The sequence below is a fragment of the Achromobacter sp. D7-1 genome (assembly GCF_059760445.1).
In genome coordinates, this window is record NZ_JCBAMT010000008.1 from 91049 (window position 1) to 110677 (window position 19629).

21 protein-coding genes are annotated in these 19629 nt (G+C 68.5%); 11 read left to right on the forward strand and 10 right to left on the reverse strand.

Annotated features, from left to right (window positions below; genetic code table 11):
* A complete protein-coding gene (gene trhA / locus AC6LKD_RS05755) occupies positions 1–630 on the reverse strand; it encodes a PAQR family membrane homeostasis protein TrhA (protein WP_492274490.1) in 630 nt (209 codons plus the stop codon).
* Positions 631–715: 85 nt separating this feature from the next.
* Positions 716–1801, reverse strand: coding sequence for a P1 family peptidase (locus AC6LKD_RS05760; RefSeq protein ID WP_498115500.1), 1086 nt, complete (start codon positions 1799–1801; stop codon positions 716–718).
* A 194-nt stretch (positions 1802–1995) separates the two neighbouring features.
* Here AC6LKD_RS05760 and AC6LKD_RS05765 point away from each other — a divergent pair, with 194 nt between their 5' ends.
* The 3 genes from AC6LKD_RS05765 (at position 1996) to AC6LKD_RS05775 (ending at position 4295) form a co-directional block, all read left to right on the forward strand.
* Positions 1996–2778, forward strand: a complete 783-nt coding sequence (locus AC6LKD_RS05765; RefSeq protein ID WP_492274488.1) for an amino acid ABC transporter substrate-binding protein — start codon at positions 1996–1998, stop codon at positions 2776–2778.
* Between the two features lie 84 nt (positions 2779–2862).
* Positions 2863–3543 (forward strand): ABC transporter permease subunit, encoded by a 681-nt coding sequence (locus AC6LKD_RS05770; protein ID WP_498115518.1) that lies wholly within the window; start codon positions 2863–2865, stop codon positions 3541–3543.
* Positions 3540–4295, forward strand: a complete 756-nt coding sequence (locus tag AC6LKD_RS05775) for an amino acid ABC transporter ATP-binding protein (RefSeq protein ID WP_492274487.1) — start codon at positions 3540–3542, stop codon at positions 4293–4295. The genes AC6LKD_RS05770 and AC6LKD_RS05775 overlap by 4 nt, the downstream gene beginning before the upstream one ends.
* 39 nt (positions 4296–4334) lie before the next feature.
* On the opposite strand, the gene AC6LKD_RS05780 is transcribed toward AC6LKD_RS05775, so the two are convergent.
* The 7 genes from AC6LKD_RS05780 to AC6LKD_RS05810 all read right to left on the reverse strand — a co-directional run bounded on the left by AC6LKD_RS05780 (position 4335) and on the right by AC6LKD_RS05810 (position 11329).
* Positions 4335–4874 (reverse strand): hypothetical protein, encoded by a 540-nt coding sequence (locus tag AC6LKD_RS05780; RefSeq protein ID WP_498115501.1) that lies wholly within the window; start codon positions 4872–4874, stop codon positions 4335–4337.
* 114 nt (positions 4875–4988) lie between these two features.
* On the reverse strand, positions 4989–7148 hold the full coding sequence (locus AC6LKD_RS05785) for a TonB-dependent receptor (protein WP_498115502.1): 2160 nt from the start codon (positions 7146–7148) through the stop codon (positions 4989–4991).
* A 55-nt stretch (positions 7149–7203) separates the two neighbouring features.
* Entirely contained in the window at positions 7204–7854 is a 651-nt protein-coding gene (locus tag AC6LKD_RS05790; protein ID WP_498115503.1) for a hypothetical protein, read from the reverse strand.
* Complete coding sequence (locus tag AC6LKD_RS05795) at positions 7851–8456, reverse strand: hypothetical protein (RefSeq protein ID WP_498115504.1); 606 nt, start codon at positions 8454–8456, stop codon at positions 7851–7853. The genes AC6LKD_RS05790 and AC6LKD_RS05795 overlap by 4 nt, the downstream gene beginning before the upstream one ends.
* 3 nt (positions 8457–8459) lie before the next feature.
* Complete coding sequence (locus AC6LKD_RS05800; protein WP_498115505.1) at positions 8460–9197, reverse strand: ABC transporter ATP-binding protein; 738 nt, start codon at positions 9195–9197, stop codon at positions 8460–8462.
* Positions 9190–10275 (reverse strand): FecCD family ABC transporter permease, encoded by a 1086-nt coding sequence (locus tag AC6LKD_RS05805; RefSeq protein WP_498115506.1) that lies wholly within the window; start codon positions 10273–10275, stop codon positions 9190–9192. Before AC6LKD_RS05805 ends, AC6LKD_RS05800 begins: the two co-directional genes overlap by 8 nt.
* The gene (locus tag AC6LKD_RS05810; protein WP_498115507.1) at positions 10259–11329 is read right to left on the reverse strand and encodes an ABC transporter substrate-binding protein; all 1071 of its coding nucleotides are present in this window, start codon (positions 11327–11329) and stop codon (positions 10259–10261) included. Before AC6LKD_RS05810 ends, AC6LKD_RS05805 begins: the two co-directional genes overlap by 17 nt.
* A gap of 112 nt (positions 11330–11441) precedes the next feature.
* On the opposite strand from AC6LKD_RS05810, the gene AC6LKD_RS05815 reads away from it, so the two are divergent.
* On the forward strand, positions 11442–12137 hold the full coding sequence (locus AC6LKD_RS05815; RefSeq protein WP_498115508.1) for a Crp/Fnr family transcriptional regulator: 696 nt from the start codon (positions 11442–11444) through the stop codon (positions 12135–12137).
* Positions 12138–12174: 37 nt separating this feature from the next.
* On the opposite strand, the gene AC6LKD_RS05820 is transcribed toward AC6LKD_RS05815, so the two are convergent.
* The gene (locus tag AC6LKD_RS05820) at positions 12175–12858 is read right to left on the reverse strand and encodes a M23 family metallopeptidase (RefSeq protein ID WP_041654282.1); all 684 of its coding nucleotides are present in this window, start codon (positions 12856–12858) and stop codon (positions 12175–12177) included.
* Positions 12859–13135: 277 nt separating this feature from the next.
* On the opposite strand from AC6LKD_RS05820, the gene AC6LKD_RS05825 reads away from it, so the two are divergent.
* The 7 genes from AC6LKD_RS05825 to AC6LKD_RS05855 all read left to right on the forward strand — a co-directional run bounded on the left by AC6LKD_RS05825 (position 13136) and on the right by AC6LKD_RS05855 (position 19625).
* Complete coding sequence (locus tag AC6LKD_RS05825) at positions 13136–14386, forward strand: MASE1 domain-containing protein (protein WP_498115509.1); 1251 nt, start codon at positions 13136–13138, stop codon at positions 14384–14386.
* Positions 14376–15917, forward strand: a complete 1542-nt coding sequence (locus AC6LKD_RS05830; RefSeq protein WP_498115510.1) for an acyl-CoA-binding protein — start codon at positions 14376–14378, stop codon at positions 15915–15917. The genes AC6LKD_RS05825 and AC6LKD_RS05830 overlap by 11 nt, the downstream gene beginning before the upstream one ends.
* 28 nt (positions 15918–15945) lie before the next feature.
* A complete protein-coding gene (locus AC6LKD_RS05835; RefSeq protein WP_207465778.1) occupies positions 15946–16371 on the forward strand; it encodes a DUF2946 family protein in 426 nt (141 codons plus the stop codon).
* A 61-nt stretch (positions 16372–16432) separates the two neighbouring features.
* Positions 16433–17056 carry an SCO family protein gene (locus AC6LKD_RS05840; RefSeq protein WP_013395885.1) on the forward strand — a complete coding sequence of 208 codons (624 nt, stop codon included), beginning with the start codon at positions 16433–16435 and terminating at the stop codon, positions 17054–17056.
* A 28-nt stretch (positions 17057–17084) separates the two neighbouring features.
* On the forward strand, positions 17085–17579 hold the full coding sequence (locus AC6LKD_RS05845) for a copper chaperone PCu(A)C (protein ID WP_498115511.1): 495 nt from the start codon (positions 17085–17087) through the stop codon (positions 17577–17579).
* Positions 17580–17828: 249 nt separating this feature from the next.
* Positions 17829–18188 carry a DUF4148 domain-containing protein gene (locus AC6LKD_RS05850; RefSeq protein WP_492274474.1) on the forward strand — a complete coding sequence of 120 codons (360 nt, stop codon included), beginning with the start codon at positions 17829–17831 and terminating at the stop codon, positions 18186–18188.
* A gap of 234 nt (positions 18189–18422) precedes the next feature.
* Positions 18423–19625 carry an ATP-binding protein gene (locus tag AC6LKD_RS05855; protein ID WP_013395888.1) on the forward strand — a complete coding sequence of 401 codons (1203 nt, stop codon included), beginning with the start codon at positions 18423–18425 and terminating at the stop codon, positions 19623–19625.
* Positions 19626–19629: the final 4 nt, after the last annotated feature.

A 19629-nucleotide genomic window follows, 5' to 3' on the forward strand; every position in this document is an offset into this window, starting at 1 on the left:
TCAGGCCGGGCCCAACCGCAGAAAGCCGAACACCGTCACGAAATGGCAGGCCGTGCCACCCATGACGAACAGGTGCCAGATGCCGTGCGCGTGCGGCCAGCGCTGGTCGTTGACGTAGAACAGCGTGCCGGCGGTATAGACCGCCGCGCCCGCCAGCAGCCAGGCGAGCCCGGCCGCGGACAAGGCGCCCGCTATCGGCGCTGCAAACATCACGCCCAACCAGCCCATCGCCAGATACAGCGGCAGGGCCGGCGCCGCGCCGCGCGCCCACCACAGTTCGCGGCTGATGCCGACCGCGGCCAGCGCCCAGATCGCCACGCCCATGGCCGCGCCCCAGCCATGCTCCACCGGCCCGTAGGCCAGCGGCGTGTAGGTGCCGGCGATCAGCAGGTAGATCGCGCAATGGTCGGCCTTGGCCCATAGCGCCTTACGGCGGCCGCGGGTGCAATGGAACAGCACCGACGAGGCATAGACCGCGATCATCGACGCGGCGAACACGGCGCAGGCAACGACCTGCCGCGTGTCCACCTTCAGTTCGGCGGCGCGGGCAATCAGCGCGCCCGAGGCCGCCACGGCGAGCGCCAGGCCGGCCAGGTGCGTCGCGCCGTTGAATCGTTCGCCCTTGTACATGCACGCCCTCCGCCCGCCGGCCACGCGCCGGCGCCACCCATGATGGTCCGGTTGTGTGACAAGCCGAGGTCAGGGCGGCATGGCGTCAGGCGACGAAGTCCACCGCCGCCGGATAGCCTTCCAGCGCGCGCGCCGAGAGAATGGCGCGCTGCACCGCGATCGCCATGGCCTCGGCCGCCATCACGCCCAACAGCATCACGTTGCCCGGCTTGCCGGACGTGCCGGTGCCCAGCGCAAAGATGGTGTCGCCGTCCAGCATGGTGTGGATGGGATTGATGGTGCGGGCCAGGCCGTCATGCGCCATGCCGGCGATCTTCTGTGCCTGCGCCTTGGTCAGCTTGGCGTCCGTCGCGACCAGGCCGATGGTGGTGGCGGTGCCCGGCCGCATGGACTTGGGCAGGTCGCCCGCGAGGATGGCGGCTCGGGTATCCAGCAGCATCTTGCCGTCAGAGGTGCGCGCGCCGGCCAGGATGCGTCCGGTAGCCGGGTCCACCACGTCGCCCACCGCATTGACCGCGACGATGGCGCCCACGGTCACGCCCGCCACGGTCAGCGAGGCGCTGCCGATGCCGCCCTTCATGGCGCGCTTGGGGCCGTACAGCTTACCCACCGTCGCGCCGGCCCCGGCGCCCACGTTGCCCTCCTGCGGCGCGGCGTCGGTGGCCGACTTGCAGGCCTGGTAACCGGCCGCCGCATCCGGCCGGATCGAGGCGTCGCCCACTCCCAGGTCGAACAGGATGGCCGAGGGCACGATGGGCACATGCGCCACCCCCACGTCGAAGCCGATCTTCTTTTCTTCCAGATAGCGCATGACGCCCGAGGCCGCGTCCAGCCCGAAGGCGCTGCCGCCGGACAGCACCACCGCGTGCACTTTTTCGACCATGTTCACCGGATTGAGCAGATCGGTTTCGCGGGTGCCGGGCGCCGCGCCGCGCACATCGACCCCGGCGGTCGCGCCGGCCTCGGCGATGATGACGGTACAGCCCGTCGGGCGGCGCGTGTCGGTGTAGTGCCCCACCCGCAAGCCCGCCACCTGCGTGATGCTGCCGCCGCCCGGCATCAGCCGCGTGCCGTCCGCGGCCTGGGCGGGCATTGCGCTTGCTGCTGCCGCGCCTGCGGCCGCCATCATGAAAGCTCGCCTGTTCCATTGCTGTTCCACACCGCTCTCCATCGAAGTCCTGCCTGGATGAACCCCGGTCGCCGGGCGCCGGGGCATGGGTATCGCCATATGACTTGCAGCTATATTTTTACTATTCCTTATGCTTTGTGGAAAAATAGACGCGTTGTTAGAGTGCGGCTACGCCGGAGGGCATTGCAGGCACGGATGCTCTCCACCGAGATATCTGCCATCCGTGGAGCACCGCCATGAAACTCTTCCGTACGCTGTTCGTCGCCGGCCTGGTCCAGGTCGCCGCCTTGTCCGCGGCCCACGCCCAATCCGGACTGGACCAGATCAAATCCGCCGGCGTTTTCAAGATCGGCACCGAAGGCACCTACGCCCCCTTCACTTTCCACGACGCATCCGGGCAGCTTACCGGGTTTGACGTGGACATCGGCCGCGCCATCGCCGAACGCCTGGGCGTCAAGGCGCAATTCGTCGAAGGCAAGTGGGACGGCCTGATCGCCGGCCTGGACGCCAAGCGCTACGACGCGGTGATCAACCAGGTCGGCATCACCGACGCGCGCCGCGCCAAATATGATTTTTCCGATCCCTACATCTCGTCGGCCGCGGTGCTGATCGTGCGCGACGACAACACCAGCATCAAGTCCTTCGACGACCTGAAGGGCAAGAAGTCCGCCAACACGCTGACCAGCAACTTCGGCAAGCTGGCGCAACAGCACGGCGCGGAAGTGATCGCGGTGCAGGGCTTCAATGAAGCCATCGACCTGCTGACCTCGGGCCGGGTCGAGGCCACCGTGAACGACAACCTGTCGTTCCTGGACTTCAAGAAGCAGAAGCCCAACGCCCGCGTAAAGATCGCCGCCACCGACAAGACCGCCGAATTCAGCAATTCGGGCGTGCTGATCCGCAAGGGCAACCCCGAGCTGCAGGCCGCCATCAACAAGGCGCTGGCCGACATCAAGGCGGATGGCACCTACAAGACCATCTCGGTCAAGTACTTCGGCACGGACCTGTCGGCGCAATAAGCGAGCGGAGCGCACATGACGCTACCCCCCTGGCTGCAATCCGTCCTGCCCGACTGGCTGCTGGCGCAACTCGGCAACTGGGCGGTGCCGGCCTGGGTACAGCTGATGCTGGACTCGTTCTGGCCGCTGCTGCACGCGGGGCTGATGTTCACGGTCCCGCTGACGTTGATGTCGTTCGCGCTGGGCCTCGCGCTGGCCTTCGTGGTGGCGCTGATCCGCCTGTTCGGCCCCGCGCCGCTGGTGGCCCTGGTGCGCTTCTACGTCTGGCTGATCCGCGGCACGCCGCTGCTGGTGCAGCTGTTCGTGATCTTCTACGGCCTGCCCAGCATCGGCATCGTGCTGGATCCGCTGCCCGCCGCGCTGATCGGCTTCACCCTCAACGTCGGCGCGTACAACTCGGAAGTGATACGCGGCGCCATCGAGTCCATCACCAAGGGCCAGTGGGAAGCGGCCTATTCGCTGAGCATGACGCGGGCGCAGGCGTTGCGCCGGACCATCCTGCCGCAGGCGGCGCGGGTGGCGGTGCCGCCCCTGTCCAACTCCTTCATCGCGCTGGTCAAGGACACCTCGCTGGCGGCGGTGCTGACCGTGCCCGAGATCTTCCAGGCCGCGCAGCGCATCGCCGCCGTCACCTATGAACCGCTGATCCTGTACACCGAGGCCGCGCTGATCTACCTGGTGTTCAGCTCCGTGCTGTCCGCCGCGCAGGTCCGCCTGGAACGGCGCTTCGGCCAGCATGCGGTCTTTAACGAGAAAAACCGATGATCCGCCTGGAAAAGATAGAGAAGGCGTTCGGCGGCAATCCCGTGCTCAAGCAGGTGGATGTGAGCATCGCCGAAGGCAGCGTCACCGCCCTGATCGGTCCCTCCGGCAGCGGCAAGAGCACCCTGCTGCGCTGCGTGAACCTGCTGGAAGTTCCCGACCGCGGCACGCTGGAGATCGGACCGGAGACGGTGCAATTCGAGCCCGGCCGCAAGCTCTCGCGCGATCAGGTCCAGCGCGTGCGCAAGCAGACCGGCATGGTGTTCCAGAACTTCCAGCTGTTCCCGCACCAGACCGTCATCGGCAACGTCATGGAAGGCCTGCTGACGGTACAGAAGTGGCCGCAGGACCGCGCGCGCGCCCGCGCCGAGGAACTGCTGCGCAAGGTCGGCATGCTGGAAAAGCGCGACGCCTGGCCCGCCAATCTTTCGGGCGGCCAGCAGCAGCGCGTGGCCATCGCCCGCGCGCTGGCGCCGGCGCCGCGCGTGCTGCTGTGCGACGAGCCGACCTCGGCGCTGGATCCTGGCCTGGCGGCCGAAGTGGTGGACGTGCTACGCCAGCTTGCAGCCGAAGGCATGACCATGCTGATGGCCACCCATGACCTGCGCCTGGCGGCCAGCGTGTCGCGCGAGGTGGTGTTCCTGCTGGACGGCACGGTGGTCGAATCCGGCGATTCGCGCACGCTGTTCAGCCAGCCGGCGGACCCGCGCACGGCCGCGTTCATTTCGACCTTGACGCAGGAAGCGGCGCTGTAGGACGGCGGGAGTCCCGCCCGGCCCGCCGCCCGTGCCGCCTCAGTTTTCGCTGTCCGTCACGAAGTAATCGAACAACGATTCCGGTTCGGCGGCGACGACCCGCGCGGCGATGTCGCGCCGCAGCTGGGCGTGGACACGCTGCGCGTCCGGCGCGGGATTTCCCAGCAAGTCAAAGAACTCCGGCGGCAGCACGCCGGGACGCAGCACGCCCTGGACGCTGCGCGCGCCGCGGCGCAGATGGAAGCTATACGACTTGTCCGCGCTGCGGCTATAGCGCGCTTCGGGCAGCGTCAGGTCCACCGTGTAGCAGCCGCGCGTGACGGCGCGTGTGACGAATTCGAACGCGTCGCGCACGCCCGGACCGGGATGTCCGCTGATGACGGACAATTCCTTGCGCGGCGCAGGCACGCCGTCCTGCTCCAGCTTCGGCAGCGCGCCGCGCAAGCCCTGGAAGGTCAACGCCAGCATGGCCAGCGCCCCGTGGCCATGGTAGGCCTGGACGGCGTCGAAACAGATGGGCAGCGGCCCCTCCTCGGCCGTCACGGTCAAGGAGGAAGCGCGTTGTTCGGGGGTAGTCATGGAATATCTCCGTGTCGTGCGCGGTCACGGACCGCCGCCATGGCGGCCCGCTGGCGCAAAGATGGGTCTAGGGTTGAAGGACGCGCCAGGGCGCGCCCAGGTGGGCTGGCGAATTCAGAAGCGCGTGCGCAGCGTCAGGCTGAAGCTGCGGCCGGGTTCCAGCAGCGGATTCAGATCGGTCATGGCATAGGCCACGTTGGATGAGGTCGCCGCCGTGCGGTAGGCGCGGTCGAACAGGTTGTTCACGCCCAGCACGACCTGCGTATTGCCGGCCTGCGGCAGCCCCAGGCGATCCAGCTGGAACTGGGCGTACAGGTTCACGACACCGAAGCCCGCGGCCGGATATTCGGTGCGCTCGGCGTAGCGGCTCTGGCCCTTGGCCCACTGCAGTTCGCCGCTGAGCGCATAGGCTTCGTTGGGGCTCATGTATTGCACGCCCAGCAGGCCGCTGAAGGGCGCGATCGATTGCAGCGGCGTGTCCGTCGTGCGGTTGGTGCCGTGCAGGTAGCTGGCGTTGCCGTACAGATTGACGTCGCGGCTCAGTTGCCAGCGCCAGTCCAGCTCCAGGCCCTGGATCCGCGCCCGGCCGACGTTGCGGCGCTGCGTGGCGGGCAGGCCCTCATAAGAGGTGGTGACGTTCTCCAGGAAGTCGCTGTAGTTGCTGCGGAAGGCGGTCAGGCCGACGGTGGCCTGCTCGAAGTGCAGCCGGGTGCCGGCTTCCACGGTGACGCCGCGTTCCGGCTTCAGGCCCGGGTTCGGAATGGTGTAGCTGGTTCCGGTATAGCCGCTGCTGAACATTTCCGAGGTCCACGGCATGCGGAACGAGCTGCCCACGCTGCCCAGCAATTCGACCACCTCGGTAGCGCGGTAGGCCAGCCCCAGGCTACCGGTGGTGGCGGTTTCGGTGGCGTTCTGCGCGGCGCGGAACGCGGGCAGCAGATTCGGCGAGGGCAAGGGTTCCAGCCCCACGTCGGACTTGAACCAGTCGAAGCGGCCGCCTGCCGTAACGGTCCATTTCGGCGCGGGCTTCCATTCGGTGGTCAGGAATGCGCCGACGTTGGTCTGGTACTGGTCAGGGCCGGTCTTGGCATAGGACGTGCTGGTGGTCGTGGTGGTGCCGTTGGGGCGGCGCACGGTGATGTCGCTGCGCGATTCCGATCCGGGACGGCGCTCATGCATGAAGTCCAGGCCGAAAGTCGTATTGGTGTCGGCCCACGGCACCGTTGCCGCGACGCTGCCGCCCCACACCACCGGCCCGATCACATTGCTGCGCGAATCCACCACGCGCGCCGGATTGGTCTGGTTGTGCGTGGCCATGACGGTGCCGAACTCGTTCACATAGACGCTGGCCTTGAGCGCGCTGATGACGCCATCGAACTCGCCGCTGTAGGCCAGCCTGCCCTGCTTGACCTTGAGCGGATCGCGGCGGCTGTAGCTCAAGGGATATTGCGGCACCGTGCCGGCCGCGCCGTCCTTCACATAGGCCACGCGCGCGCTGGCCTCGATGCGCTGGCGCGCGTCGGGCATGTAGCCCAGCACGATTCCGCCGCCCGCGCCGCGGAAGTCGCTGTTGGGCACTTCGCCCGCCGCGCTGTCGTAATTGCTGGCGCGGCGTCCGGTGGCGTAGACGCGCAGGTCGAAGCCGTCGCCGGCGCCTTCCAGCGCCACATTGCTCTGCACGCCATCGCCGTTGGTGTTGTACGTGACCGAGGCTTCGCCGCCATTCAACCCGAAGGGCTGGCTCAGATTGCCATGCGCCCGCTTGGTGACGAAGTTGACTAGCCCACCCAGGCCGTCGCTGCCGAAACGCGAGGAGTTCGGCCCGCGCACCACCTCGACCTGCTCGATCTCGGTCGGGCTGATGAGCATGAACTGCAAGGTGTTGCGGCCGCGGAAGCGGTCGCCGTCGATGAACATCGGCACCCGCATGTCGTTGGTATTGAGTCCGCGCAGGAACAGCGTGCCGGCGATGCCGCCGCTACGGCTGACGGTAGCGTTGGGCACGCGGCCCAGCAGATCCAGCGTGCTCATCGTGTTCAGCCGATCGATGTCCTGGCTGTCGACCACGCTGACGGCTTGCGTGACGTTGTGATCGATCGAGGCGGCGGGCGGCGTGGCCCCCATGGGCCGCAGGCGGCCGTCATCGGGCTGGCCGTCGGCCGTGACCTGGATCGACGGCAATTGCGCTACGTCGGCCGCGGCGCTGGGCGCGGCGATGGCGGCGGTCAGCAGTCCGGCGCCGACCAAGGGGGCATAAAGATAGGAGCGTTGCATACATGCACACAAGAGAGGGGGCAAAATCGGAATGGGCGCGGCGGTCCGCGCCTCGTCAGGCGGGAGGCAGGTCTTGATCGATGGCCGGCGTGGAATCCCTCAGCCAGGGCAGAAAGCCACGCAAGAACCGGCTGGAAGCAGGCATGAAGTAGCTGCCGTGGTGATACATCGGGTCCAGCGAGGTCACGATCAGGCGACCCGGCGTGCTGTGCCTGTCCTCGTACAGCACCGATCCAGCGCCGACCTTGTCGATCAAGGACAGCGCGCCTGGCGGCGGTTCGAAGGAGCCGTGCTGGTGCCAGGTGGCGTCGGCCAGCGTCAGGGTGCTGAACAGCGGATGCGCGGGCGCCGCCAGGCGCAGGCCGGAATCGGCGCCCGGCTCTTTCCACCACCAGAAATTCACTTCGGACGGGGTCCAGCGCACGCCGTCCAGCCAGCGCTCGGAATGGGTTTCGCCCATGGCGACCAGGGTATTGCCGGCGGCCAGGAAGCGGCGCCAGAGATCGCGGTGCGGCACCAGCAGATCCGGATTGCTGCGGCACGACACGATCAGCGCGTCGCAGCCCCGCAGCGCGGCCTCGTCCAGGTCGCGGAGGTATATCGTCCGGTCGATGTGAGGCATCAGGTCCGGCGTATGGAAGGTGCGATGGTGGTAGTAGGTGCCGGCGTCCAGCGCCACGATCACGGGGGTGCGTCCTGCGGTCATGCCGCGTCTCCCTGCAGCCAGTCGAACAGTTGGGGAACGATGCGGCCGGCGCTGTCGGCGCTGCCGGCGTACATCCACAGGTCATTGCCGGAATGCACCAGCAGGCGTCCGCCTCCTGGCAGGGCCAGGACCCAGTCGATGGGCTGGGCATCGGGACCCAGCGTGTTGAGTACCTGCGCGCCGCCCGGCGCGGGATTGCCGCCGCGCGCATAGAAACCCGCCACGCCGCGCCTGAACGTCAGGTGTTCGGGGTCCACGCCGTCGAACACCGGATGGGGCGCTGCACGCTGCACCCGCAGGCCCGCGATGCCTGCGCCGGATCCCGGCACGAAGGGCGCCAGCCAGCGCAGGAAGGGATAGGCGACATGGCCGTTGAAGACCAGCGTGCCGCCCGCTTCCAGATAGGCTTCCAGGAGCGCGCTGTGCTCCAGCAAGTAGCGCTGGTCGGTGTGCGCCGGGACCAGCAGCGCGCGGTAGCCGGAAAGATCGCGTTCATGCAGCTGATACAGCGGCAGGCAGGCGGCGCGCGGCGCGGCGCCGCCAGTCAGCGCGGCAGGGCCGTCACCGGTCCAGTTGTTCAGGTAGGCAATGGTGTTTTTCATGGTTCAACGGAAGACAGGGATCACGCCCAGGATGTCGCCGGCTTCGCCGCGCAAGGTGGCCACGCGCACCGGCAGGCCGTACAGGCGGCTCAGGCGTTCGTCGACGCACATGGCGGAGGTCGGACCGGTTTCGCAGCCATCGGCATGCATGAGCAGGGTCTGGTCGGCGATGTGCTGCGCGTGCTGCGGCTGGTGCGTGGTGAAGACCACGGCCAGGCCCTGTTCGCGCGCCAGCCGGCGCAGCAACGACAGGACCACGTCCTGATTGCGCAGGTCCAGGGCGGCCGCGGGCTCGTCCAGGATGATCATGGGACTGGCGCTGGCCATGGCGCGCGCGATGCAGGCCAGTTGCTGTTCGCCGCCGCTCAAGGCGTGGAAGGGACGGTCCGCCAGATGCGCCAGGCCAACTTCGCCCAGACATTCGCGGGCAATGCGCCAGTCGTGCACGCCGGGCGATGCGTACCAGCGCAGATGGCGCGCGCGGCCCATGCTGACCATGGTCAGCACGTCATAGGCATACAGCGTGTCGCTACGCTGGGGCACATAGGCGGCGTGGCCCTGCAGACGGACGCTGCCTGCGGCAGGCGGGTTCAGTCCGAGGATGGTGCGCAGCAGCGTGGTCTTGCCGCGGCCGTTCGGCCCCAGCACCGCCAGGATCTGTCCGGCGGACAGGCTTAGCGACAGATCGCTCAACAGGCGGCGGCCGCCGGCCTGCACGGCCAATTGCTTCAGCTCAAGCATGCTGCGCTCCCCCGCGCTGGGCGCGGCGCAACAGCCATGCGAACAGCGGCGCGCCGATCAGCGCGGTAATCACGCCCAGCGGAATCTCGGCGCTGGTGGCGCTGCGGGCCACGGTATCGACCCACACCATGTAGGTGCCGCCTATCAGGGCGCTGGCGGGCAGCAGCACCCGGTGGTCGGGACCGACCAGCATGCGCGCGATGTGCGGCACCACCAGCCCTACCCAACCCACGGTGCCCGATACGGCCACGCTGGCCGAGACCACCAGCGTGGCGCAGCCCAGCAGCAGCCAGCGCAAGGGCTCGACGGCAATGCCCATGGCGCTGGCCTGCTCGTCGCCCAGCGACAGCACATTGATGCGGAAGCGCAGCGCGTACAGCAGCGCCATGCCGGCCACGACGGGCGGCACGGCCGCCGCCAGCTTGGTGTAGGTTGCGGTGGCGAAACTGCCCATCAGCCAGAACACGATGGCCGGCAGGCTGTCATTCGGATCGGCGAAGTAGGTGGTCAGCGAGATCAGCGCGGAAAAGAAGGCGCTGGTCACCACGCCGGCCAGCACCAGCATCAGGATAGTCGTGCGGCCGTTGGCGCGGCTCAGCAGATAGACGATGGCCACCGCCAGCAAGCCGCCGGCGAATGCCAGGCCCAGCGTCGCCCATAGCGACGAGAACAGCAGGATCGCCGCGCAGCCGCCAAATGCGGCGCCCGAGGAAATGCCCAGGATCTGCGGACCGACCAGCGGATTGCGAAAGGCGCCCTGCAACGCCGCACCGCACATGGCCAGGCTGGATCCTGCGAGCACCGCCAGCAGCACCCGCGGCAAGCGCACCTGCAAGACCACGCGATGCTCCGTGGCGCTGACCGACGGCAGCCAAGCCGCCAAGCCGTCCGGCAAGGCGAGCCCGGCCAGGACGCTGGACACCTGCGACAGCGCGAGCGGATAGCGGCCGACGCAGAGCGCCGCCAGCACGGAAAGCGGCAGCGCCAGCGCCATCAGCAGCCACGGCCACGACCATGCGCCCTGGCGCGTGGACACCGCCCTGCCCGGCGCGCGCGCCGTTTCAACGGAAGCGTTCATAGCCCGCGGCCCCTTGATTCATTTTCAGGCGCAGCACCGCGTCGATCTCGTCCGCGCCGGGCTTATAGCCATAGAGTTCGCCGTAGGCCCGGGCGATGTTGTCCCGCAAGGGCCAGGAGAATTTTTCCGGGTGCAGCAGCAGGCTCAGCCACTGCCAATACAAGGGCGATTCCTGGCTGGGGGGATCCCACAGATACCCGCCCAGCGGCACCTTGTAGACGCGGCGTTCGCGCACGGCGGGTATGTCGGCGAACAGCGGGTCGCGGTACAAGGTTTCCGGCGTCAACTCCGGCTCAAAGTTGTTCAGCAGGATCACCTCGGGCGCCCAGGCCATGATCTGTTCGATGTTCACGGTCTGGCCGCTGGCAATGGATGCGGAGACGTTGCGTCCGCCCGCCAGCGTGATGTCATCCTCGAAGCTGGTGTTGCCGCCCGCGGCGCGCAGCTGCGGCGCATGGCGCGACAGGTACAGCACGCCTGGCCGCTGGCCGGCCGGGATGGCATCCGTGACGGCGCGGATCTCCGCCCGCACTTGATCGCGCCAGCGCAATTGCGCTTGCGCGCGGGCCTCCTGGCCCAGCGACAGGCCGATCAGGCGTATCCATTCGCGGGTGCGGTCCTCGGTGCCGTACACCAGCGCCGCGGTCGGCAGCCCGGCATTGCGCAGGGGTGCGAGCAGGTCGTCGCCCATATGCCCCCATTGCCACACCAGGTCGGGCTGCATCTGCAGCAGCGTTTCCACATTGGGCACGAAACCGGAACGGGTGATGTCCGTGCGCACCGCGGCCGTGGCCGGAAAGATCCGCGCCAGCAACCCGTCCTTCATCAGGCCGTAGGCGCTGGGATGCATGCCCGCCAGGTGCTCCGCGCCCCCATCCAGCGAGATCAGCAGCGATCCGGCGGGCATGGGCAGGGTCACCGCGCGCTGCGTCGGGGCGGGCAGGCTGACGGCATTGCCCAGCATGTCCTTGAACACGATGGGCGTCGCGCCGGCGGCGGACGACAAGAGAGCGCCTGCCGCCACGGCGGCGCGGAAATACGCTGAGAAAGTCATGTGGGAGCTGGTTGCGCCGCTCGGCCCCGCCGTTGGCGACGGTCCGCGCAGTGGTACGATCACAAATAAGAATCAATCGCATTAATTTTATTGGCCCAGCCCCCCAGACCAAATGACTATTGTCAATTCACGATCCGCGCCCTTGATGGCGGCGCTGCGCCAGCATCCCTGGTTCGATGGCGTGGACGATGCCGCCCTGCTCGCACTGGCTGGGCGCAGCCGCTGGCTGGAGTTCGGCGCGGGCGATACGATTTTTTCGGAAGGCCAGGCGGCTTCCTCCTGCCTGCTGGTGTGTGCGGGATCGCTGCAAGGCTTGCGCTACACCGCGGATGGCGGCGACAAGGTATTCGGCCATGTCGGCCCGGGCGGCTGGCTGTCGGTGTCCTCGCTGTTCGAGGCCGCGCCGCGCCATTTGCACAGCGTGCGCGCGCGCGCCGACGGCAACGGCTGCCTGCTCAATGGCGAGGCCTTCCGCCAGCTCTGCCTGAACGACGCGCGCTTCGCCTGCCGCGTCATGGCGCACAGCGCCAACCTGATCCGTCATCACACGGACCAGATCGATTGGCTGACGTCGAGTTCGGCGGAAGAGCGCCTGGCTGAGTACATCCTGCGCGCGGGCAAGCCGCAGGGCAGCCAGCCCGTGGTGCTGCCGCTGAGCCATTCGCAGATTGCGGTCAAGCTGGGCATGCGCGCCGAAACGTTGAGCAGGATATTCGCCAAATGGCGGCGCCAGGGCTATATCTCGGACCGGCGCGGCGAGCTATGCATCCTGAAGCTGGATTCGCTCAAGCAGCTGGTGCATATCTAGGACCCTGTCCCGCATTTACGGCACAGGGCCATGCGACTTACTTCGGCGGCAAGGATCCCGCCGGATCGACCGCCTGGCCGTCGTAGCGCAATTCGAAGTACAGGCCGATCTGCTTGCTGTCGCTATTGCCCATTTCGGCAATCTTCTGGCCCTGGCTGACGCGCTGTCCTTCCTTGACCAGCAGCTTGCTGTTGTGCGCGTAGATGCTCAGGAAACTGGCGTTGTGCTTGACGATGACCAGATGGCCGTAGCCGCGCAGGCCGCTGCCGGAATAGGCCACGGTGCCCTGCGCCGCGGCCACCACCGGCGTGCCCGATGAGTTGCTGATGACGATGCCGTTGGAGCCCGAGCCATCGTAGCCGCGCGTGACCTTGCCCTGGGCGGGCCACACCAGCGAGATCGCGCCCGGCGGGGCGGTGCGGCGCTTGGCGGTGGACGTCGACGACTTGGGCGAAGGCGCGGGCTTGCCGCGTGCCTTGCTGGGCGCGGTGGAGGTGCTGGCCTGCCCGGCCGGCGACTGGACCCGCAGCAATTGCCCGACCTCGATGGAATTGGAATTCGACAGATTGTTCCAGCGCACCAGATTGCTCACGCTGGTGCCCTGCTTGCGCGCGATCTGGGTCAGCGTGTCGCCCGATTGCACGCGGTAGTAGCCGGGCTGGACCTTGGTGGTGCCGCAGGCGCTCAGCAACGTCAGCAGCGCGACCGCCAGGACGCACAACCAGCGGCGGGCGGACGGACCTGTCCAGCCCCCGCTGGCGGGCGCTGCGGCTGTGGATGAAACGGAAACGGGCAAGGCCGGAGCGGACAAGGAGAGCACTGAAACCTGGGGCACTGAGGTGGAGTATCGGGATCTGAGTGCGTTCAAGGGTACCAAGATTTTGGCGGATTGGTGTGGCGCGAGCGCTTCGCGGGCCGACGCGGAGCGTGTATAACCCGCAGATCGGGGCGAACGGTTTTCGCCGTGGATCAATGCGCCAGCAAGGACCCTCATGGGAATGAAAGACTCGTCCAGAAGAAACCCGCTCTGCCTGCTGTGGGCCATCCCCTACCTGCTTTGCGGCTGGTTCTCGCATCTGCTGAACGACCCGGTCAGCCATGCTTCGTTCGTGTGGCTGCCGCCCGGCGTGGCGGTCGGCGCCTACCTGCTGACGCGGCGCCGCGACTGGCCCTTGCTGCTGCTCGGCTTCTTCTGCGCGCAGTTGCTGCTGACCCTGGTCTGGCGCGGCCAGCCCCTGACCGCGGTGGTGTTTGCGGTCACGGGCAGCCTGTCTTCGATGCTGGCCGCCTGGACGGTGCAGCGGCTGTCGCCGCGCCGGCACGGGCCTGGCTTCGTGGCCGCGCTGCTGGGCGGCGGCTGGCTGTGGCTGACGCAGGAGGCCGGCGCGCTGCTGCGGCTGCGCACCTGGGTGGTGGCCTATCTCGCCGGCATACTGATCCTGGCGCCGGCCTTCACGGGCTGGGCGCAGTTCCGTCCGCGCCGCTCCGGCGGTCCGCGCTTGCGCGACTTCGTGCTGGGGGCCGTGGCCTACGCGCTAATGATCGTGTCGACCTTCATGACCTTCGACGGCGACATGATCCGCAATCTGCCCTACGTCGTGTCGTTCGAGCTGACCTATCTGCCCCTGGTGTTCGCGGTGCTGATCGCGCTGGTGTGGGGACCGCAAGGCGGCACGCTGGCGATGGTCACCTTGATGGTGATGGCGCTATACCAGAGCGCCCAGGGCGAAGGCCCCTTTGTCGAGGCCAATGATCCCTGGCACGTGCTGCTGGCCACCCAGGTCTACCTGGTGGTCACGGCGCTCCTGCTGCTGCTGGTCAATACCTTGCGCAGCGCCCGCGAGCAGGCGCAGGCCGACGCCGAGCAATGGCGCGGCCGCTTCGACCTGGCGCTGGCGGGCAGCCATCAACTCATGTACCGCTACGATCCGCATGACGGCGCGCTGGAGCTGGCGGGCGACCTGCAGGACGCGTTCGGGCTGTCCGCCGGCGCCATCGCCGACCTGGACTCGCTGCTGGCGCTTGCCCACCCGGACGATCGCGCCCGCCTGTCGATGCACTGGGCGGCGCGGCGTGCGGGCGCGCAGGATCGCACGCCGCTGCCGTTCCGGCTGGCGCATGCGGACGGAGGCTGGCGCGTCGTCAGCGACCGCGGCTCGCCGCTGGCCGACTTCGACGGCAGCGTCGCGGTCGTGGCGGGTATGTGGCGCCTGGGAGAAATCGAGCGCGAGCCGGCCGATGTCCGCTAGCCCAGACAATTCCGGCACCGCTGCGCTGCTGATCCATGGCCTGGGCGGAACCCAGTACGACCTGGGATCCATGCACAAGGTGCTCAGGCGCGTCGGCATCGAAACGCACAGCCTGACCCTGCCCGGGCACGGCACCACGCCGGAAGACCTGGTGTCGGTGCGCGCGGAGGCCTGGCTGGACGCCGTGACCGCCAAATACCATGAGATCGCCGACCGCTACGACACCCTGCACGTGATGGGCATGTGCCTGGGCGCGCTGCTGGCGGTCGAACTCTGCAAGCGGGTCGGCCACAAGAAGGGCAAGCTGGTATCGCTGGCCGCGCCGGTCTTCATCGACGGCTGGAGCACGCCCTGGTATCGCGGCCTGCGCAAGCTGGTCTACCGCATTCCGGGCCTGGGCGCGCGCATGCGGGTCGAAGAGGAAGAGCCCTACGGCATCAAGAACGAATTGGTCCGGTCCATCGTCAAGGCCAAGTTCGAACGTGGCGAGAACTTCCACTACCGCTGGGTGCCGCTGGCCTGCGTGCGCGAAGTCGACCGGCTGCGCGGCTTCGTCAGGCGCGGGCTGGACCGCATCGGCTGCCCCACCCTGATCGTGCACGCCCACGAAGACGAGCTCACCTCCGTGCGCTCGGCCCATCTGCTGCACCAGCAGATCGCCGGCAGCCGGCTGGTGCTGCTGGACAACAGCTATCACATGATCTGCGTGGACAACGACCGCGACCGGGTCGCAGCCAATGTGCTCGAATTCATGGGCCAGGATCCCGCCGCGGCGCAACCCGCGCGCGCCGCCGGACGCGCCGCCCCCATGGGCGCGGAGGACGTCGAACGTCTGCTCGAGGCCTACCGCGGTTCGCTGCTGGCTGGGAAATTCGAATTGCTGTTTCCCTTGTTCGCCGAGGACGTGGTGTGGAACGAGGCAGGCGACAGCCCCATCAGCGGCGTCTATGAAGGCCGGGGCGCGCTGATCGACCTGTTCTCGCGCCTGATGGACTACTCGCGCAACACTTTCGCCATCCAGGGCGTGGGCCCGCCCGCCCCCGCCGGCCGCTCCATCGCGCTGCCGCTGAGCTACCAGGTGCAGGACGGCGCGCAGTTGCATCTGGGCGGCGCCACGCACACCCTGCGCCTGCGCAACAACGCCATCTCCAAGGTCAACGCCCAGGCCGACGACCCCACGCGCGACGATGCCATGTGGCGCCGGCTGGCCGCCGCCAGCGGCCGGGAGCCCGAGGGCGACGCCATCGACGCGGACACCCAGGCCCTGACGGCCGAAGCGCTGCCCGACGCCTTTGAAGCCGCGCTCATCGAGCGGCGGGCCCTGGCCCGCGAACCTTCGGCCGCCATCGCCATCCGGCTGTACGCCTGCGAGCAGCAGGCGCGCCACGGCGATGCGCCGGCCTCGCCCGAACCCGACGCGGCGCCCCTGGACCAGGTGCGGCATGCCGCCTGGCAACGGCTGTCCGGCCTGCCAGCCGATCAGGCGCAGCGCCGCTACATCGCGCTGGTGCGGCGCTTGGACGCAGCCTGACGGCCTGCCTGCGCACTAGAATACCGCCATGTCCCGCCTGACCCGCCTCCAGCACCTCGGCAGCGCCGCGCGCGCGCGGGGCGTGCTATGGCTGGCGCTCCTGGCCCTGGCGCTGCGCGCGCTGGTGCCCGCGGGTTACATGCCCGACGCCCGGGCGCTGCACGATGGCCGGCTGGAAGTCACGTTCTGCTCGGCTGCCGGCGACCTGTCGGCCCTGACGCTGGCGCTGTCGCCCGGCGACAAGAACAAGGCCGGACACGAAACCGCCGAGGCCGGCGCGCTCTGCCCCTTCGGCCTGCTGGCGCATGTGGCGCCCGCGCCCGCCCCCGCGCTCACTCCCCTGCTGCTGGCCGCCGGCCGGCATGCGCTGCCCGCGCCCGCGCGCGACGCGCCCCCCGTCCGGACCGCCTCGGGTCCGCCTCTCGGTTCCCGCGCCCCGCCATTCCTCGCCTGACTCCGCCTGCACGCGCGGCCCCGCCGCGCTCCTGGACGAACCGTCAACCGACGAGGTTTTCATGCATTCCCCTCTTCTGCGCGCGCCCGCTGGCGCGCCGCGCGCCCACGCGCCCGATCCGCGGCGCCGCCTGCTGCTGTCCTCTTTCGCCCTGCTGGCCCTGGCGGGCTGCGGCCCCGATGCGCCCAAGCTGCACGGCATGGACCTGTCCGGCATGCCGGCCGGCGACTTCCAGCTGCAGGACACCGAGGGCCGCGAACGCCGGCTTGCCGACTACGCCGGCCAGCCGGTCATGCTGTTCTTCGGCTTCACGCAGTGCCCGGACATCTGCCCCACGGCGCTGACCCGCGCCGTCGAGATCAAGAGCCTGCTGGGCGCGGATGCCAAGAAGCTGCGCGTCCTCTTCATCACCGTCGATCCCGAGCGCGACACGCCGGAAATCCTGCGCGCCTATACCCAGGCCTTTGATCCGGATTTCGTCGGCCTGCGCGGCAATGCCGAGCAGACTCGCGCCGCCGCCCAGTCGTTCAAGGTCTTCTACCAGAAGGTCGCGACCGGCTCGTCCTACACCATGGACCACACCGCGCTGACCTACGTCATCGACGCCAGCGGCAAGCTGCGCATCGCCCTGCGCCACCAGCAAAGCGCGCAGGAATGCGTGGACGACCTGCGCACCGTGCTCTGACCCAAACCTATATATAGAGGCAACCATCATGAAAAAATCCGCGATCAAGTCCCTGTCAGCCGCCGCCTTCGCCGTCTGCGCCCTGGCGGGCGCCCATCCCGCCGCGCTCGCCCAGGACGCCGCCCTGAAGGTGGACGACGCCTGGGTGCGCTCCACGGTGCCCAGCCAGCACGCCACCGGCGTCTTCATGCGCCTGACCTCCGCCAACGCGGGCCGCCTGGTCGGCGTGGAATCGCAGGCCGCCAAGCATGTGGAAATCCATGAAATGGCAATGCAGGACAACGTCATGAAGATGCGCCAGGTGCCGGGCATCGCCCTGCCCGCGGGCCAGGCCGTGGAACTCAAGCCTGGCGGTTACCACGTGATGCTGATCGACCTGGCCGGCCAGATCTCGCCCGGCGACCATGTCGCCCTGACGCTCATCGTCGAGGACGCCGACAAGCGCCAGCGCCGCGTGGCGGTGGACGCGGTGGCGCGCCCGCTGAACGCGGCGGCCGCTCCCGCCGCCGGCCACGGCCACTGAGGCCCTGCCCACAACGTCCCCATGAAAGTGGCTTGACAGCAGTACTTCACGGCTGAAACAGCTTCCTTGCAACAAGGCCGCCCGCGGTGCAACGCCGCGCCGCGCGCCGGGTCGAATTGGAAAAGGCCCGGCGCGCCCTCGCGGTGCGCCCGGCCAGGCTTTCCCGCATCCAGGAATCGTCCGCAGGCAGCATCGCGAACGAAGGCGCGGTCCTCCACGGCCGCAAGCTTTGATTGCCAGGAGCGTTTCATGAAGACCCTCAGCAAGACCTTATTGCTATGCGCCGGCTTGGCCGCCGCCGGGGCCGTCCAGGCCCAGACCACGCAGTACTCTCGCGATCTCTATGGTGACTGGCAGGTGTCCCGCACCGCCCCCGCCGCCAAGACCTCGGCCCAGGTCAGCGCCGAACTGGCCCAATCCAAGGCCGACGGCCAGTACTCGTTCGGCCAGGAAGACTATCCTCCTCCCGTTATGTCCCACCAGAGCGAAACCCGCGCCCAGGTGGAACAGGAACTGCAGCAGGCGCAGATCCAGGGGCAGATGGCGTCCGACCAGGAAGACTATCCTCCTCCCGCGATGGCCCACAGCGGCACCTCTGATATCCATTAATACAGAGGCGAGGCGACGGCAGGCCCGGGCAGTTGACTCACATATCAGGGACGCATCATTCGCCCGCTGACCGGCGGCGGCTCCTGATTCGCCATACAATGCCTGCACATCCACCGCCGGCCTCCCCGCAGGCGCGGCGGCAGCCGGCCCCGCCGCCGCGCCCCGGATGCCAGCGTTCCGCGCAGCCGGGCGCCCGTAGCCGCCGGCAGCCTGCCGGCACCTCTGTGTCTGGATATGCCCGGTAGTTCCGCCTTTTCATTCCTGCGTACCCTCTGCAGCCTGCGCTGGCTCGCCATCGCGGGCCAGGCCGCCACCATCCTGCTGGCCAGCAGCGTCCTGGGCCTGGCCCTGCCGCTCGAGCCGCTGTGGATAGGCGTCGGCGCGCTGATCGGCTTCAACGTCTACGCCAGCCTGCGCCTGCGCCAGCGGCGCGACCTGTCCCACGCCACCGCCTTCGGCCATCTGTTCGTGGACATGGCGGTGCTGGCCTGGATGGTGGGCTGGAGCGGCGGCATCAGCAATCCGTTCGGCATGATGTTCCTGATCCTGACCGCGCTGGCGGCCCTGGCGCTGCCGCGCAACTGGGCGCTGGCCGCGGCGGTGGCGGGCATCTCGGGTTACGCCGTGGCCGCGATCTTCGGCCAGCCCCTGCGCGGCGACGTCGACACCCATACCCTGCTGCTCTGGGGCATGGGCGCCAACTTCCTGATATCCGTGGTGGTGGTGCTGGTGTTTTCGACCCGCCTGGCGTCGGACCTGCGCGACCGCGAACGCGAGCTGGCGCGGCTGCGCGAACGCTTCACCCGCAACGAAGGCATCGTCGCCCTGGCTACCCACGCCGCGGCGATGGCGCACGAACTGAACACGCCGCTGGCGACCATGACCCTGCTGGCCGACGAGATCGCCGCCGAGGTCAAGGACGAGGACCTGCGCGCCGACGTCTCCACCCTCAGCCAGCTGCTGGCCCTGTGCCGGGAACGTATCCGCAATCTGGCGGTCCCAACCGCGGTGGATCTGGTCCGCGTGGTGGGGCAATGGCGTTTGATCCGGCCGACCATCGACCTGCAACGCTCGGGCACCCTGCCCGGCCGCCTGCGGGTCGATCCGGCCATCGCCCACTTGCTGCAGGCCCTGCTGAACAATGCGGCGGACGCTGGCGAAGCCGCCGACGTGCCGCGCGTGGACCTGCATCTGGAGTACGGTTATGGCGCCCTGCGCGGCGAAGTCAGGGACTACGGACGGGGTTTCGATCCTGACCAAACCCTGCTGCCGGCGACCAGCCTGTTCAACAGCGGCAAACCGGGAGGGCTGGGCGTGGGCCTGGCGCTGTCGCACGCCACGGTGGAACAGATGGGCGGCGAAATGACCATGACCGCCGCCGAGGAAGGCGGCACGCGTATTCGCTTTTACCTCCCGCTGGGGAGTACCGGGACTTGAGTGC